Consider the following 14930-nt stretch of genomic DNA (forward strand, 5'->3'; position numbering starts at 1 on the left):
CGTTATTTGGGCGCTATTAAAATGAGTTTCAAGCCCTTTTTTCTTAATTTTGATTTTAATGGCATTCTTAACCCTACTTAAAGCCAGCATACACTATAATACCATCTTAATCAAACAAGAAAGAGCTAAAATAAAGACCTATGCTACATAAAAAATATCGTCCTAACGTTGCGGCCATTATCATGTCGCCAGACTACCCTAATACATGCGAAATTTTTATCGCTGAGCGCATAGATATTGAAGGGGCGTGGCAATTCCCCCAAGGGGGCATTGATGAGGGCGAAACCCCTTTAGAAGCGCTTTATAGAGAATTGTTAGAAGAAATTGGCACGAATGAAATAGAGATTTTGGCGCAATACCCCAGATGGATCGCCTATGATTTCCCAAGCAATATGGAGCATAAATTCTATGCGTTTGACGGGCAAAAACAACGCTATTTTTTAGTGCGCCTAAAGCATGCTAACAACATTGATTTGAACAATCACACGCCAGAATTTAGGGCTTATCAATTCATCCATCTTAAGGATTTGCTTAAAAAAATCGTTCCTTTCAAACGCCAAGTGTACCGCCAAGTCATCGCTTATTTCAAAAGAGAGGGGTATTTATAGGGTGTTAATCGTTCAAAAATACGGCGGCACGAGCATGGGCAGCATAGAAAGGATCCACAATGTCGCTCAAAGGGTTTTAGAAAGCGTTAAATTAGGGCATCAGGTGGTGGTGGTGGTTTCAGCGATGAGTGGCGAAACCGATAGGCTTTTAGAGTTTGGCAAGAATTTTAGCCACAACCCTAACAAGCGAGAAATGGATAGGATTGTCAGCACGGGGGAATGGATTTCAAGCGCGGCTTTGAGCATGGCGTTAGAGAGGTATGGGCATAGAGCCATTTCCTTGAGCGGGAAAGAAGCGGGCATTTTAACCAGTTCGCATTTTCAAAACGCTGTGATCCAATCCATTGACACCAAACGCATCACAGAGCTTTTAGAAAAAAACTACATTGTGGTGATCGCTGGGTTTCAAGGCGCTGATATTCAAGGCGAAACAACGACTTTAGGGCGTGGGGGGAGCGATTTGAGCGCGGTCGCTTTGGCCGGGGCTTTAAAAGCGCATTTGTGCGAAATCTATACGGATGTGGATGGCGTTTATACCACTGATCCACGCATTGAAGAAAAGGCTCAAAAAATCGCGCAAATCAGCTATGATGAAATGCTTGAACTGGCTTCTATGGGGGCTAAAGTTTTATTGAACCGCTCGGTAGAATTAGCCAAAAAACTCAGCGTGAAATTAGTGACTCGCAATTCGTTTAACCATAGCGAAGGCACGCTCATTGTCGCTGAAAAAGACTTTAAAGGAGAACGCATGGAAACCCCTATAGTGAGTGGGATCGCATTGGATAAGAATCAGGCTCGTGTGAGCATGGAGGGCGTGGAAGATCGGCCTGGCATTGCCGCTGAAATCTTTGGTGCTTTAGCGGAATATCGCATTAATGTGGATATGATAGTCCAAACGATCGGCAGAGACGGCAAAACCGATTTGGATTTTACGATCGTTAAAACCCAAATAGAAGAAACCAAGCAAGCCTTAAAGCCCTTTTTAGCGCAAATGGATTCCATTGATTATGATGAAAATATCGCTAAAGTTTCCATAGTGGGCGTGGGCATGAAGTCGCATTCTGGGGTGGCGAGCGTCGCTTTTAAAGCCCTAGCCAAAGACAATATCAATATCATGATGATTTCCACAAGCGAGATTAAAATTTCGGTTTTGATTGATATTAAATACGCTGAATTAGCGGTTAGAACCTTGCATGCGGTGTATCAATTAGATCAATGAAAAATTTCTACGACTGGATCAAGGAATTTGCGCGCGATCAAGGGGAGTTTATCGCCCAACAAAGCGGATGGTTGGAATTAGAGCGATCAAGCTACGCCAAACTCATCGCGCAAACCATCTCGCATGTGCTTAATGGCGGATCGCTGTTGGTGAGCGCGGATTCTTCTAGGCATTGGTTTTTAAACTACATTCTTTCTAATCTCAACCCCAAAGACTTAAAAGAGCGCCCCTTATTGTCCGTCATTGATTTTAACGCTTCTTCTTTCTACCCCAAAAACGATGCGAATCTCTCTCTGGCCACCATAGAGATGACTTATCAAAACCCCATGTTTTGGCATGTTGGGAAAATTGAAAATGAAGGCTTGAAAACCTTACTACTGAGTAAAATCCCTAGTTTTTTATGGCTTTTTGAAGAGCTTAAAGAAGATTGCTTGCTTTTAAAAGAGCATGATAGCTTGCTAGATTATAAATTATTGCAACTCTTCAAACTCTTTGAAAACGCGCTTTTTAGCGCGCTATACAATAAGGTTACTCTGTGAAAAACTCCAACCGCCTTATTTATACGGACAATCTTGAAGAGAGCCTAGAAGAGGCCGCAAGCCTTTTTAAAAATCATATTAAATTCTACACGGAGATTATTGAAAAAGACAAAAAGGTGATCAAAACTTTTAACAAGGATTTTAAAATAGAGCATGCCAAAGAAGTGATTTCAAAGGCTCACCTAAAACACAGCGAACTGAACGCTTTTTTAATCGCCGCTCCTAGTTATGGCGTAGAAGCCCAAAACGCGCTTTTAAAAATCTTAGAAGAACCCCCGAATAACGTTTGTTTTATCATGTTCGCTAAAAGCCCAAACCATGTGTTAGCCACCATTAAATCCCGCCTAATCAAAGAAGACAAGCGCCAAAAAATCCCCCTAAAACCTTTAGATTTGGATTTATCCAAGCTAGATCTGAAAGACATTTATGCGTTTTTAAAAAATTTAGACAAAGAAAATTTTGATTCCAGAGAAAATCAGAGAGAAAGGATTGAAAGCTTGTTAGAGAGCGTTAACAGGCATAAGATCCCCTTAAACGAGCAAGAATTGCAAGCCTTTGATTTGGCGATCAAGGCTAACAGCTCTTATTACAAGCTCAGCTACAATCTTTTACCCCTGCTTTTAAGCCTTTTATCTAAAAAGAAAACGCCATGATTGTAAAACGCCTTAACCCTGATGCGCTCAAAAACGCTCTGCAAAAAATAGGACCAGAAAAGATCGCGCAAGATCGCATGCACCAAAAAGGCGTTAGCTTTGTTTTTGAAATCCAACGCCTGCCCTTAAGCGCTACATTGATTTTAAAGCAAGAGGCCATAAGCGTTGGGGGCGATTTTGCCACGCCAAGAGATTGCATTTTAGCTAAAGAGCCTTTTTATGATGGGGTTCTGATTGTGAGCGCTAAGCAATTAGAACGCCTTATTGTTAAGTGCCATTCCCAACCCTTTGGGCTTAAACATTTAGCGCAAGAATTAAAAAGCCACCTCAAAGCCTCTAAGCCTAACGCCCCACAGATCATGGCAATCTTGAATCTCACGCCGGATAGTTTCTATGAAAAGAGCCGTTTTAGTAGCAAAAAAGCGCTTGAAGAAATCTATCAATGGCTAGAAAAGGGTATCACGCTCATTGATATAGGCGCGGCCAGTTCAAGGCCAGAGAGTGAAATCATTGATCCAAGAATAGAGCAAGATCGCTTAAAAGAAATTTTATTAGAAATCAAATCCCAAAAACTCTACCAATGCGCTCAATTCAGCATAGACACCTACCATGCCACAACTGCGCAAATGGCTTTAGAGCATTATTTTTCCATCCTTAATGATGTGAGCGGTTTTAATAGCGCTGAAATGCTAGAAGTCGCCAAAGATTACAAGCCCACTTGCGTTTTAATGCATACTCAAAAAACCCCCAAAGACATGCAAGAAAATGTTTTTTACCACAATTTATTTGATGAAATGGATCGTTTTTTTAAAGAAAAACTAGAGGTTTTAGAAAAATACGCGCTTCAAGATATTATTTTAGATATTGGGTTTGGATTCGCTAAATTAAAAGAGCATAATTTGGCCTTAATCAAGCATTTAAGCCACTTTCTCAAATTCAAAAAACCCTTATTGGTGGGAGCGAGTCGTAAAAACACGATCGGTCTTATCACCGGGCGTGAAGTTCAAAACCGGCTCGCTGGCACTTTGAGTTTGCATTTAATGGCGCTGCAAAATGGAGCGAGCATTTTAAGAGTGCATGACATTGATGAACATATAGATTTAATCAAAGTGTTTAAGAGTTTGGAAGAAACGGATTAAACCGAAATTTTTAGCTTTGATCCCATTGGGCGTTGGTTATCATCAAAACGCTAAAAAGCGTTTTTGATGATCAATCCTTGATTAACCCTAATCTTTAAAGGATCACATCCATGGTTGAAGGGTTGTTGTAAGCGTTTTGATAGCGTTGCAAAAAATCGTTGTGGTTGGTGGCGTTAAAGGTTTGAAAGGCTTTTTTGTGTAAGCCATTCACCGGTTGTTTGGGGGCGTTTTCCACTTCTTTAGAGAATTTCCCGTTATAAAAATCCGTCAAACTATAGAGCGACTGAGCGGCCAAGCGTTTCTGGCTCTCATCCATTCCGGCCGTGGCCCTTAAAAAAGCCTCATACTCTCTATCGCTCATCAATTCTAAAACCAAAAAGCCGTAAGTCTCTCGCTTGTCAGGGTCAAAGGGGAGGTTTTCTGTTGGAGCGTCCTTTTTTTCTCGCTCTACTTTTTCTACGCTTTCAATAGGAGCTAGGTCTTCTTTAGGAGCGCTTTTAGCGTTTAAAAGCCCATAGAGGTTAGAATCAAACTGATTGATAGAAGAAACAGCCATGCGAATTTCCTGAAATTGAATTTTACGCTAATATTAAGCAAAATCCATTCCCTAATAAGATTGAACCTCATAGCATGGGTTTTTAACAAAACAAGAGACTTGAAAAGCTTAAAAGAGTTTTCTTAGTGGCGTTCAAACCCTTTAAAAGGGTCTAGGAGTTTATTTTCAAAAAGGATTCGTGTTTTTATGTTTTCATATTTCTATAAGGAGTTTGAAATGCTGAAGCTTCTAGAATGATTCTAGACAAAACAAAAGGTAAAACTCCTAGAACATTGTTATAACATGATTTTACCAATCAATGCAACTTTTATGCTTTTAGAGCTTAAAAACTTTAAGTCTTAATTAGAGATTTTAGGTTAAACTACCCTAAAAATCTTTATGGGTAAAAGGCATGCGTAATACCATTTTGTTTGGCGTTTCAATGATACTCTTGGCGAATTTATGCTTTGGGATCATGAGCGCGTTTGTTAAAATCACAGCGGATTATTTTTCCCCTATGGAAAACGTGTTTTACCGCTCCATTACCATGACGCTCTTACTCTTATTTATTTATCCTTTCAAACCCTACCGCTTAAAAAGCTACAAACAAGGCGGTTTTAGAAAGCTCGCTTTTAGGGTCGTTGTGGGGGGTTTAGCCATGCTAGCGTTTTTTTATAATATTGAAAAAATTTCGCTCGCTACAGCGACGGCTTTCTCGCAATGCGCGCCTATTTATACGGTGCTTCTTTCCCCTTTGCTTTTGAAAGAAAAGCTCAAAAGAAGTGCGTTAATTTCTGCATGCATCGGGCTAGTGGGGGTGGTGCTGATCTCCGATCCTAGCGTGGAAAATGTGGGGCCGGTTGAAATTCTTATGGGAATATTGAGCGGGATCTTTGTGTCTTTGGCGTATATCACTTTAAGGGATTTGAGGGAATATTATGACAAGCAAGCCGTGATTTTAGCGTTCGCCTTTGGCATGAGCCTTCTTGGATTAATAGGCATGTTCATTGATATTCCTTTTTTATCCACAGGCATTCATATTCCTAGAAAAGAAGACATTTTATGGATTTCTTTAATAGGGATTAGCGGGACTTTAGGGCAGTATTTCTTAACTTATGCTTACATGAACGCGCCCGCTGGGATCATTGCCCCCATTGAATACACCCGCATTGTTTGGGGGCTGTTGTTTGGGCTGTATTTGGGCGATAAATTTTTGGATCTTAAAAGCTCTTTAGGGGTGGTTTTGATTTTATGTTCAGGTTTACTCATTGCTTTACCCGCTCTTTTAAAAGAATTAAAAAAAATTTAAGTCATGCAACTAAGCCCCTTACAAAGCGCTCTGTTATATTTCCGCTATTTTATTTATCCAGAGAAAAAAACAAGAAGCTTTGATTTAAGCGATTTAGTCTTTATTATCATGGTTTTTTTAGTCCTGGCTTTGGGGCTGTTGATGAGTGGAGAAATTTCTATCAGCTACAATGAAGCGAAGGATTTTTTTTATAGCAATGCATGGTTTGTTCAAATCGCTCAAAAAAGCGCCGCCATTTTAGGCCAAAACGATTTGGCTTTAAGATTGCCTTTTTTGATCGCTCATCTCATTAACATGTTTTTATTTTATTTGATAGGGCGAAAGATCTTAAAAAAGCCTAAAGACGCCCTTTATGTGGTATTGACTTACGCTTTGTTGCCTGGAGTGAATCTCTTTGCGATTTTACTGGCTAAAAGCGTGCTGGTGTTAAGCCTTGGGCTTTTGGTTAGCTATTTGTATATCAAAACCCAAAAAATCCCTTATTTAACCCTCAGCGCTTGCGCGTTTTTAGACGGCGCGTTTATCCCGCTTTTACTAGGGGTTTTTACCTACGCTTTGAGAAGACGCTATTTTAAGAGCACGATTTTTGCTTTGGTGGGTTTAGGCGTGAATACCGCTCTTTTTAGCGGGAGTTTCAATAAGGGCTTGCCTAGCGGGTATTTTATAGACACATGCTTAGAACTCATGCTTTTATATTCGCCCTTATTGTTCCTCTACTACCCTTATACGCTCTATAAAGCCCTTTTGGATAAAAAGCCATCGTTACTAGCCTTTATAAGCGCGAGCGGTTGGCTTTTCCCGTTGCTTTTGAGCATGCGTCAAGAGATAGATTTAAGAACTTTCGCCCCCTTAGCGTTAATCGGTTTGCCCCTATTCATTAAAAGCGTTTTAAATAGCCTTAGGGTGCGTTTGAAGGAATTTAGGGGGCAATATTATTTGCGCGTTTTTAGTTTGTATCTTTTAATGCTCACTGAAACGCTTTTTTTATGGGGGAGTAAAATTTCTGGCGCTAATGAAAAATTATTAAACCGGCATTTCTTAGCCAAAGAAGTCGCTATAGCCTTGCAATTAAGGGGCATCCATCAAATCCGCACTAACGATAAGCAACTCGCTTTAAGGCTCCAATTCTATGGCATTAAAGAAGGGGGGAGGTTAAGGCTCATTAACACTAAGATTTCTAAAAAACGCCCTGATATTACAATCATCTACGCTGATAAAATTCTACAATCCTATAGTTTGGTGCGCCATTAAATTAATTCTTTAAAAAGCGTTTTATCTAAAAAACGATAAAATACACTCTAAAAATAAATAAAATACGCGAGAAAAATCATGAGACTCAAACTAACCCATATAAACCATATAAGCCATAAGATTGCCAACGACTTTATCCATTCAAAATTATTAGAATTAAAAGCCCCTAGAGAATTATTGTGTGAATTGATAGAAGGGATTTTGGAAAAAAGCGTTAAAAAAGAAAACGCCATAGATGAGCAAGCCAGAGAGCTTTTAGAAGAAAACACCGATGAGATAGAATTCATGCGGATGGATGAAAGGCAGCTTTTTTGGATGATTAAAAGACAGATCGCTCAAAAAGAGGGCTTCCATTTGTTTTGGGAAGAAAGGTGCAACGATTTGTCGCACCAGATTTTGAATAAAATCTTAGATGAAGATTTGATCATGTTTAGCGTGTCAGAAAATTTGATAAGGAATTTGATTTACAAATCCATTGACACCTATTCTAAAGCGTATGAAAGCATTGAAAATGAAGTGCATGAAAAAATCAAGCATTACAAACGCAAACTGCCCGTAGGGAGCGATGAATACGAGTTGGTGTTTGAAAGGCTCTATGAAGAAGAATTAAGGCGCAAGGGCTTTTTATAATGGTCTCTCTCTATTTAGAAAACGGGCTTTTTTTGCAAGCGCAAAGTTTTGGGGCTAGCGGCACGCAAGCGGGCGAGCTTGTTTTTAACACTTCTATGAGCGGCTATCAAGAAGTCATTAGCGACCCTAGCTATAAGGGGCAATTCGTGGTTTTTAGCATGCCTGAAATTGGGGTTGTGGGCGCTAATTCTAAAGATGATGAATCCTTTTTTTCATGCGCAGGGGTTTTAGCGCGCCATTACAACGAATTTTTTTCTAATTCAAGGGCGGATTTTAGCTTGAGCGCTTATTTGAAAGAGCGTGGCGTTTTAGGGATTTGTGGCGTTGATACCAGGAGCTTGATTAAAACCTTACGCCATCATGGGTGCTTGATGATGGTCGCTTCCACGATAGAGCATGACAAAAACAAGCTTGAAGAAATTTTAAAAAACGCCCCTAAAATTTCTCACTCCCCCTTAGTGTCTAGCGTTTCCACGCCAAAAATCATCACACACCAGCGCACTACTTTTGATTTCAAAACCCTAGATTACAAGCCTTTTGATGAAAAAACCTCTCATAAAATTATCGCGGTGTTGGACTTTGGGGCTAAGGGCAATATCTTAAACGAGCTTCAAAATGTGGGGTTAAAAGCCCTTATTTACCCGCACCACACTAAAGCTAACGAGCTGATTAAGGCCTATGAAAAAAAAGAAATTAGCGGGATTTTCCTCTCTAACGGGCCGGGCGATCCTTTGAGTTTGCAGCAAGAAATTGGAGAAATCAAACAACTCATTGACGCTAAAATCCCCATGTTTGGCATTTGCTTAGGGCATCAATTGCTCTCTATCGCGCAAGGCTACCCTACTTACAAGCTCAAATTTGGCCATCATGGGAGCAACCACCCCGTTAAAAACCTAGAAACAAACGCCGTGGAAATCACCGCGCAAAACCACAACTATTGCGTCCCTGAAGACATTGAAGAAATCGCTGTTATCACGCACCGCAATCTTTTTGACAACACCATTGAGGGCGTGCGTTATAAAAACGCTCCCATTATCTCTGTCCAGCACCACCCAGAAAGCAGCCCCGGCCCCAAAGAGAGCCACTATATTTTTAAGGAATTTGTGGAATTGTTAAAGGGCTTTTAGGGGTTTTTAAAACAACACCCATAAAGGTTGAAAAGCGCTTTAAAAATAGATTTAAATCTTTTTATCAAAAAATCTCGCATTTACTCTAAATTAGTTCTCTTGCAATAGCATTCTCTCGCAATAATTGTTATTGTTATTGCGACAAAACTTTTAGAAGGAGTTATTATGGGAAGTATCGGTAGTATGGGCAAACCTATTGAAGGGTTTTTAGTGGCAGCCATTCAGTTTCCTGTGCCAATTGTCAATAGCCGTAAGGATATTGATCACAATATTGAAAGCATTATTAGAACCTTGCATGCGACTAAAGCGGGGTATCCGGGAGTGGAGCTTATCATTTTCCCTGAGTATAGCACGCAAGGTTTGAATACCGCTAAGTGGCTCAGTGAAGAGTTTTTGTTAGATGTCCCGGGTAAAGAGACAGAGCTATACGCTCAAGCGTGTAAAGAGGCGAAGGTTTATGGTGTTTTTTCAATCATGGAACGCAATCCTGATTCTAACAAAAACCCCTACAACACCGCCATCATCATTGATCCGCAAGGTGAAATCATTTTAAAATACCGCAAGCTATTCCCATGGAATCCTATTGAGCCATGGTATCCTGGGGATTTAGGAATGCCTGTGTGCGAGGGTCCGGGCGGATCAAAATTAGCCGTGTGCATTTGCCATGACGGCATGATTCCAGAGCTCGCTAGAGAAGCGGCCTATAAAGGGTGCAATGTGTATATCCGCATTTCAGGCTATAGCACTCAAGTCAATGATCAGTGGATTTTGACCAACCGCTCCAACGCATGGCACAATTTGATGTATACCGTGAGCGTGAATTTAGCCGGCTATGATAATGTCTTTTACTACTTTGGCGAGGGGCAAATCTGTAACTTTGATGGCACGACTCTTGTTCAAGGGCACCGCAACCCTTGGGAGATTGTAACCGGTGAAATCTATCCTAAAATGGCAGACAACGCCCGCTTAAGCTGGGGCTTAGAAAACAACATTTACAACCTAGGCCATAGAGGGTATGTGGCTAAACCGGGCGGAGAACATGACGCAGGCTTAACCTACATCAAAGACTTAGCCTCTGGTAAATACAAATTGCCTTGGGAAGATCACATGAAAATCAAAGATGGCTCTATTTATGGCTACCCTACCACCGGTGGGCGTTTTGGGAAATAATCCCTAACCTTGTATTTTTGCTAGAACCTGTTTTTAAAGGTTCTAGCGTCCCCCCTATTTTAATTTTTTCAATCAATTTTTACGAATAATCTTCTATTGTAGAGCATGTAAAAAACCCATAATAAGCGTAAGCCCCCATAAAGCGATATAGCCCACACAAAACCATGTTATTTTTGATAAAGACCACCACCACATTGTAGATGATAAAGCGCTAAAATCCATAATAATGCCATAGCCACAACAGATCATTCCCACTAAACATGCCAATTTATGAGCATGGTAGTAAGCACTAATCCCAAAACCACCACCAAGATTGATAAAAGAATACGAGACCAAGACCCCATGACAACTCCTTAAACATCAAATGCTAGAGTATATCGTTTTTTTTGTTTGTCAAGGGGGTTTATCAGTCAGTGGATAGTGTTTTTAATGTTTATCTTTTAGGGATAAGCCTTAAAACATTGCTTTTTATCATGAGCCAATTATCGGTCATCCAATATACCTTTAATAGGTATACTTGGAAATGTTGAAGCGGAGCAAACAATCACATAAATAAGAAAATAACCCGTTACTTTCCAAAAAGACCACCCATTGAAACTCCAAATGAGACACACGCCTATCATGGCTGCAACAACGATGCAAAATAACGACAAGAATCTTAAGCTAGAGATTAAAATTTTTTGCCTCTCTGTGAGCTTGTCTTTTCTAAATGCCTCTTGCAAACCTTTCTCAGCCAACGGCTTGACGCCATCAACGATTGGTTTGGTATCTGGGAAAAAAATACTGATAGCCGCTCCTCCAATACCCATAGCAGCAGTAATGAAAGGATTGTTTTGATTGGGATCAGAATTTTCTATCTCTTCCATCTCTCTTTTTAAGTCCTTCCCAAACACGAGATATATGCCCCACGCAACCAACCATAAAAGCACCACAACAACAGAAAAAATAAAATGCGCCATGCGAGAAACCCTTTAAACATCAAATGCTAGAGTGTATCGTTTTTTTTGTTTGTCAAGGGGGGTTGGCTAGAAAATAGTATTGTTGAGTGTTTTAAAATAAAATAACAGCGTTTATAACGATGCAATTTTAGCCACCAATTTTAGCGCCCCTAACAAGCCTTCCACATTCAGCCCCAACCCCACGCTTAAATTCTCGCTTGAGTTTTTAATATAGGGCTTATGAAAGTCTTCTAACCGCACGCAGCCCGCGCTTTCTTGCCACAATCCGCTCTCTAAATATTTTTCTATCTCACTAGGATCAAACGCCTTTAAACGCGCTCTAAAAACCGATAAATCCAGCCATTCTAGTTCGGGAGAAATCAATGCAGAGCAGGTTAAAACCTCTATTTCATTGCCATTTTGGCGTTTTAAAAATTCAAGGGCTTCTTGCTTGTTTTTAGCTTTTCGTTGCATGCGATTACCCACGCTCACCACGCTATCAGCCACCACAATAACGCAATTATTCGCAAGTAATTCTTTAGCTTTTTCTAATTTCCCCTTGCACGCCAAATAAACAAACTCCCTAGGGTCTGTGGTTTTTAGGTTTTCTTCATCAAAATAGAGCGCTTTTTGTTCAAACTCAATCCCATGCTCTTTTAAAAGATTCGCTCTAGCGCTGGATTGAGAGCCTAAAATAAGCTCCATGCTATCCCTCTAAAGCTTTAAGAGCGGTATTTTTCGCTAAATTGAGCGCGGCTTGCAAATTTTCAATATCCTTACCCCCAGCGCTCGCAAAATCACCTCTACCGCCCCCTTTGCCTCCTAAAATTTGCGCCACTTCATTAGCCCATGCGTTCGCTTTTATGGGCGCGTTTTTCACCCCACATGCGAGAGTTATGCGCTCATTTTCTTTTTTAAACACCATAGCGAGCAATCTTTCATGCTTACTTTTCAATCGGTCAATCATTTCTTTAATGTCGCCTTGTTCCACGACGCCCACCACCAAACTCACGCCATGGATTTTTTCAATCGGTAAATCCATAGAAACGGGGGCTTTTTGGCTGTTTTTCACGCTCTCTTTAAGCTTGTTGATGCCGGCGATCACATCGTTATTCTTTAATGCAATCTTAGCGTTTTTAAGCTCTTTATTCTCTTCTTTAGCCAGTTGGTAAAAGGCTTTCCCGCACACCGCTTCAATGCGTCTGACCCCACTACTCACCCCGCTTTCTTTTACAATCCTAAACCCCCCAATAAGCCCGGTATTTTCCACATGAATGCCCCCACACAATTCAATGGACGCTTCTTTAAAGCTCACCACCCGCACATTTTCAGCGTATTTTTCACTAAATAACGCTAACGCTCCCTTATCTTTAGCTTGGTTTAAAGGCATATGCTCCACCTGGCTATTTAGGTGCTTGAAAATTTGAGCATTAACCAAATCTTCTACTTTTTCTAACTCTTCATCATTGAGCGCTTTAGGGTGCGAGAAATCAAAGCGCAATCGTTTGGATTCCACTAAACTCCCCGCTTGACTCACATGCGAGCCTAAAACTTCTCTTAAAGCGCTCTGCAATAAATGCGTCGCACTATGGTGTTTGGCGATTTCTAAGCGCTCATCGCTCACTTGCGCGATCACTTGATCGCCTTTTTTTAGCGCTTTTTTGATTTCAAGAAGCGAAAAATTAAGCCCAAAAAAGTTTTTTGTATCTAACACGATAGCCGCTTCTTCATTATCTTTTAAAAGCACGCCCCTATCACCTATAGCCCCCCCACCTTCTGCGTAAAAAGGGGTTTTTTCTAATAAGACCCAGACTTCTTGGTTAGGATTTGCTTCTGTTATTTCTTTAAAGTCGCTATCAAAAAACCCCAAGGCTTTAGTAGGACATTCTGTCGTTTCATACCCCACAAAAACATTGGGCACATAAGCGTTTAAAATAGCGCTAAAATCGGCGTTATTTTGTTTGCCTTTCCATGAGGCTTTAGAGCGTTTCACTTGCTCTTGCATGCACAATTCAAAGCCTTGCATATCCACGCACGCTCCATGACTTCTTAGCATGTCGTTCGTTAAATCCAAAGGAAAACCAAAAGTGTCATAAAGCTTGAAAGCGATCTTGCCATCAAAAATCTTATTTTCATTCAAATGCTTTAAAGACAAATTAAACAATTCCATGCCCGATTCCAAAGTCTCTAAAAAGCGCTCTTCTTCTTCAAAGCATTCTTTCATCACCATTTCTTTAGACTCTTTCAAATACGCATGCGTGTTAGAAAATTGCTCGCACACCACGCCCACGACTTTGTATAAAAACGCTTCTTTCAAGCCCATTAAATACCCATGCCTTAAGGCCCGCCTTAAAATGCGCCTTAAAACATAGCCACGGCCTTCTTTATTGAAATGCACCCCTTGAGCGAGCAAAAACGCCACCGCTCTTGCGTGATCGGCCACTACCCTAAAGCTTGGCTGGAACTCGCTCGCATAATCCAGGCTTGTAAGCTCGCTGATTTCTTCCATTAAGGGTGCAAATAATGAAGAATCAAAATTATTGAGCTTATGTTCTAATAGTGCTTGCACCCTTTCTAATCCCATGCCCGTATCAATGCTAGGCTTTGGCAAGGGGGATAAAACGCCATCATTAGAGCGTTCGTATTGCATGAACACCAGATTCCAAATTTCTAAAAACCTATCGCCCTCGCCCCCAAAATAATCCTCGCTCCCCTTAAAGTGTTTTTCGCCTTGATCAATGTAGATTTCACTGCAAGGCCCGCAAGGCCCGCTATCGCCCATTTGCCAGAAATTATCTTTATCGCCCATTTTTTTAATTCTGCCAGAAGGCACAAACTTTTCCCATAATTTAACGGCTTCATCGTCTTTTTCATGCACGCTGATGTATAAATCTTTAGGCTTAAACCCTAAATTTTTGGTTACAAATTCCCACGCAAACAAAATCGCTTCTTCTTTAAAATAATCCCCAAAAGAGAAATTCCCTAACATTTCAAAAAGCGTGTGGTGTCTTGCGGTATAACCGACATTTTCCAAATCGTTATGCTTGCCACCCGCTCGCATGCACAATTGCGAACTTGTCGCTCTGGGAATGCTAGGGCGCGGCACAATCCCAGTAAAAATGTCTTTAAATTGCACCATGCCGGCATTGGTAAAAAGCAAGGTGGCGTCATTAGGCACTAAAGGCATGCTGGGATAAACGGCATGCCCCTTATTTTGAAAAAATTGTAAAAATTCGTTGCGAATATCCATAGGTATTCCTTTTTGTTGTTTTATCGCGCGTTTTAAGGCTATTTTATAGCTCTTTTAAGTTGTTTTTTTAAAAAGATAGTTTATTATACTTTAAACATCCAAAATTAAAGGAGAAAACCATGTTCCATGAATTTAGAGACGAAATCAGCGTGTTAAAAGCGAATAACCCGCATTTTGATAAGATTTTTGAGAAACACAACCAGCTTGATGACGACATCAAAACCGCTGAGCAACAAAACGCTAGCGACGCTGAAATCAGCCACATGAAAAAACAAAAATTAAAATTAAAAGATGAAATCCACAGCATGATCATAGAGTATAGAGAAAAACAAAAATCTGAACGCGCTTAAGTCATCTTGGTGAAAACACGCTAAAACGCTTTTTAAAAGGGTGTTTTGGCTTTATTGCTTGGTTGGATTTAACGCTTTGATTTGGATTAAAGCGTTAGGTTTTTTTTAACTTTATTTCCACCATAAGCTTTATTAATTTTTAATATTCTTTACATCATTTTAAAAATGGAGTTTTGAAACTTTGTTTTATCATTTTAACTCCCATTTTATTG

Annotated in this window: 15 protein-coding genes and 2 pseudogenes; 12 read left to right on the forward strand and 5 right to left on the reverse strand. The window is 40.3% G+C overall.

The window, feature by feature from the left end; translation table 11 throughout:
- Nucleotides 1-140: 140 nt before the first annotated feature.
- Genes QU01_RS05705 through folP form a run of 5 tightly spaced genes read left to right on the forward strand, consistent with a single transcriptional unit; the run spans nt 141 to nt 4158 of the window.
- Entirely contained in the window at nt 141-608 is a 468-nt protein-coding gene (locus QU01_RS05705) for an RNA pyrophosphohydrolase (protein WP_033762724.1), read from the forward strand.
- A 1-nt stretch (nt 609) separates the two neighbouring features.
- Entirely contained in the window at nt 610-1827 is a 1218-nt protein-coding gene (locus QU01_RS05710; RefSeq protein ID WP_033762722.1) for an aspartate kinase, read from the forward strand.
- Entirely contained in the window at nt 1824-2366 is a 543-nt protein-coding gene (locus tag QU01_RS05715; RefSeq protein WP_033746806.1) for a HobA family DNA replication regulator, read from the forward strand. The genes QU01_RS05710 and QU01_RS05715 overlap by 4 nt, the downstream gene beginning before the upstream one ends.
- Nucleotides 2363-3019, forward strand: coding sequence for a DNA polymerase III subunit delta' (locus QU01_RS05720; RefSeq protein ID WP_033762721.1), 657 nt, complete (start codon nt 2363-2365; stop codon nt 3017-3019). Before QU01_RS05715 ends, QU01_RS05720 begins: the two co-directional genes overlap by 4 nt.
- Entirely contained in the window at nt 3016-4158 is a 1143-nt protein-coding gene (gene folP / locus QU01_RS05725; RefSeq protein ID WP_033762719.1) for a dihydropteroate synthase, read from the forward strand. Before QU01_RS05720 ends, folP begins: the two co-directional genes overlap by 4 nt.
- A 94-nt stretch (nt 4159-4252) precedes the next feature.
- On the opposite strand, the gene QU01_RS05730 is transcribed toward folP, so the two are convergent.
- On the reverse strand, nt 4253-4714 hold the full coding sequence (locus QU01_RS05730; protein WP_033762718.1) for a hypothetical protein: 462 nt from the start codon (nt 4712-4714) through the stop codon (nt 4253-4255).
- A 125-nt stretch (nt 4715-4839) separates the two neighbouring features.
- Between QU01_RS05730 and QU01_RS08395 the strand changes: the two are divergent.
- The 6 genes and pseudogenes from QU01_RS08395 (at nt 4840) to QU01_RS05755 (ending at nt 10180) form a co-directional block, all read left to right on the forward strand.
- Nucleotides 4840-5056, forward strand: a pseudogene (locus tag QU01_RS08395) (hypothetical protein).
- A gap of 49 nt (nt 5057-5105) precedes the next feature.
- Nucleotides 5106-6002 carry a DMT family transporter gene (locus QU01_RS05735; RefSeq protein ID WP_080248380.1) on the forward strand — a complete coding sequence of 299 codons (897 nt, stop codon included), beginning with the start codon at nt 5106-5108 and terminating at the stop codon, nt 6000-6002.
- Between the two features lie 3 nt (nt 6003-6005).
- Nucleotides 6006-7253 carry a glycosyltransferase family 39 protein gene (locus QU01_RS05740; RefSeq protein WP_033762716.1) on the forward strand — a complete coding sequence of 416 codons (1248 nt, stop codon included), beginning with the start codon at nt 6006-6008 and terminating at the stop codon, nt 7251-7253.
- A 78-nt stretch (nt 7254-7331) separates the two neighbouring features.
- Complete coding sequence (locus QU01_RS05745) at nt 7332-7883, forward strand: DUF507 family protein (protein WP_001237418.1); 552 nt, start codon at nt 7332-7334, stop codon at nt 7881-7883.
- Nucleotides 7883-9010, forward strand: a complete 1128-nt coding sequence (gene carA / locus QU01_RS05750) for a glutamine-hydrolyzing carbamoyl-phosphate synthase small subunit (protein ID WP_033762715.1) — start codon at nt 7883-7885, stop codon at nt 9008-9010. The genes QU01_RS05745 and carA overlap by 1 nt, the downstream gene beginning before the upstream one ends.
- A 165-nt stretch (nt 9011-9175) precedes the next feature.
- Nucleotides 9176-10180 carry a formamidase gene (locus tag QU01_RS05755; RefSeq protein WP_033762712.1) on the forward strand — a complete coding sequence of 335 codons (1005 nt, stop codon included), beginning with the start codon at nt 9176-9178 and terminating at the stop codon, nt 10178-10180.
- 79 nt (nt 10181-10259) lie between these two features.
- On the opposite strand, the pseudogene QU01_RS08475 reads toward QU01_RS05755, so the two are convergent.
- The 4 genes and pseudogenes from QU01_RS08475 to alaS form a co-directional block, all read right to left on the reverse strand.
- Nucleotides 10260-10516: pseudogene (locus tag QU01_RS08475) on the reverse strand (hypothetical protein).
- A gap of 146 nt (nt 10517-10662) precedes the next feature.
- Nucleotides 10663-11139, reverse strand: coding sequence for a hypothetical protein (locus tag QU01_RS05765; RefSeq protein ID WP_033762709.1), 477 nt, complete (start codon nt 11137-11139; stop codon nt 10663-10665).
- 111 nt (nt 11140-11250) lie between these two features.
- Nucleotides 11251-11823 (reverse strand): septum formation inhibitor Maf, encoded by a 573-nt coding sequence (gene maf / locus QU01_RS05770; RefSeq protein WP_033762707.1) that lies wholly within the window; start codon nt 11821-11823, stop codon nt 11251-11253.
- 1 nt (nt 11824) lies between these two features.
- Nucleotides 11825-14368 (reverse strand): alanine--tRNA ligase, encoded by a 2544-nt coding sequence (gene alaS, locus QU01_RS05775; RefSeq protein ID WP_033762706.1) that lies wholly within the window; start codon nt 14366-14368, stop codon nt 11825-11827.
- Nucleotides 14369-14487: 119 nt separating this feature from the next.
- Between alaS and QU01_RS05780 the strand changes: the two genes are divergently transcribed.
- Complete coding sequence (locus QU01_RS05780) at nt 14488-14718, forward strand: YdcH family protein (protein ID WP_000468326.1); 231 nt, start codon at nt 14488-14490, stop codon at nt 14716-14718.
- The last annotated feature ends 212 nt before the right edge of the window (nt 14719-14930 follow it).

Source organism: Helicobacter pylori SA221C (assembly GCF_000476855.1).
Classification (GTDB): Bacteria; Campylobacterota; Campylobacteria; order Campylobacterales; family Helicobacteraceae; genus Helicobacter; species Helicobacter pylori_DK.